This window comes from Neochlamydia sp. AcF84, assembly GCF_011087585.1.
Classification (GTDB): domain Bacteria; phylum Chlamydiota; class Chlamydiia; order Chlamydiales; family Parachlamydiaceae; genus Neochlamydia.
This window is the reverse complement of sequence record NZ_VJOT01000018.1, coordinates 1-1,530: the sequence shown is the minus strand read 5'-3', so window position 1 is coordinate 1,530 and position 1,530 is coordinate 1. Positions and strand designations below refer to the sequence as shown.

General features: G+C 38.2%; 2 protein-coding genes. One reads left to right on the top strand and one right to left on the bottom strand.

The features are described 5' to 3' along the window. The coding region (locus tag NEOC84_RS00985) for a transposase (RefSeq protein ID WP_166154448.1) at positions 1 to 523 on the bottom strand (523 nt) is incomplete at its 3' end. Positions 524 to 716: 193 nt separating this feature from the next. Here NEOC84_RS00985 and NEOC84_RS00980 point away from each other — a divergent pair. Continuing rightward, on the top strand, positions 717 to 1,530 hold an 814-nt coding region (locus tag NEOC84_RS00980), incomplete at its 3' end, for an IS701 family transposase (protein WP_166154446.1).

Below are 1,530 nucleotides of genomic sequence, written 5' to 3'. Positions count from 1 at the left end.
TTTTTACAAGCGCTTGAATAGATTTAAAGTAAAGTTTGGCATCGGTAGGAAAGGCGATAGCTTTAGGCATTACGGTTGTATCGGCAATGACTTTTTTAAGGCTTTTTTTTACTGCGCCTGTCAGAACAGCTGCTGCAATCGTCCCTTGTAAAATCTTGCTAAGTCCAGCTTCACCCAATCTAGATCTCCATCTAATTAAAGAAGTAGGATGAATAGGCAGCGCATGATGCCAAAATTCATACCCACAAAAGTATTGCCAATAAGGATTTTCTACCCATCGATGCACCACATTTACATCCGAAAGCCCATACATATGCTGCAAGATAAAGAGCCCTACAACTAGCCTTACAGGCTTAGCTGGCTGCCCTATCTTTTCTACAAACAGCTTATCAAACTCTTCTTCCAGCTGCTTCCATTCAATCAATTTGGATAGCTGGATAAGAGGATGATCTAGATTGAGTTCATCGCTAAAGCGAGATTTAAAAAGACGGCTTTGTTGGTTATCTAGCTTGATTGGTTTCATAGTCAACTTTGCAAGAAATTAAGAGCTTTATAATGATTTAGGCGTAAACAAAGCATAGCGATTTGGGAGAAAAAACGCTCTCAAAATATTGCTTAAGCCTGAAATATCCTTTAAATCATGTCAAACTATTACTACCTCGTTAAGTGGCTTTTTGATATTAATGTAGGTAAGGTTTACTAATTAAGGAGGGGCAATGAATCTAGAGCAACTAAATTCCATTCGCGAACAACTTAATGAATGGATTAATGTTTTCAAAGCCAACTTAGGAAGATCAGAAAGAGTTCACTGGTGCAGATTATACATTTCAGGATTAATATTAGATGGAGAAAGAAAATCTATCGAACCCATGGCAAAAAGGCTTCCTGGAGGAAATGAACAAGCCATTCAACAATTTGTCAATCAAAGCCCTTGGGACCATGCAGCGATGCAACAACAACTGGCACGGCATATGGCTCAAAGCATGGGGGTTAAAAAAGGAGTACTTGTTCTAGACGACACTTCTTTACCCAAGAAGGGAAAGTTTTCGGTAGGGGTAGCCAGGCAGTATTGTGGAGCTTTAGGAAAAATTGCTAATTGTCAATCAATCGTCACGTGGCATTACTGTGAAAAAGGTAAAGAGCATTTTCCTATCCTAGGTGAATTATTCCTTCCTCAATCTTGGACAAAAAGTAAAAAAAGAATGCAGGTAGCCAAAGTTCCTAAAGCAAGATACAAGTTTTTAAAGAAATGGCAGCTTGCTTTACAACTTTTAGATGATATTCTTAAGAAGGATTTTCCCTATGAAGCGCTTGCTTTTGATGCCGGTTATGGAGAAAAACGAGAGTTATTGGGAGAATTAGATAAAAGGCAGTTAACCTTTGTGGCTCAAATTCCTGAAAATCATAGCTTTTGGCCTATCGATATTTCTTTAAATTCCACCAAGAACATTAGAGGTAGGCCAAGAAAATATCCAGAAGTAGCCGATAGAAACTTTAAGCCCCTTTCTGCCAAGAAATGGTTAAAAAAAT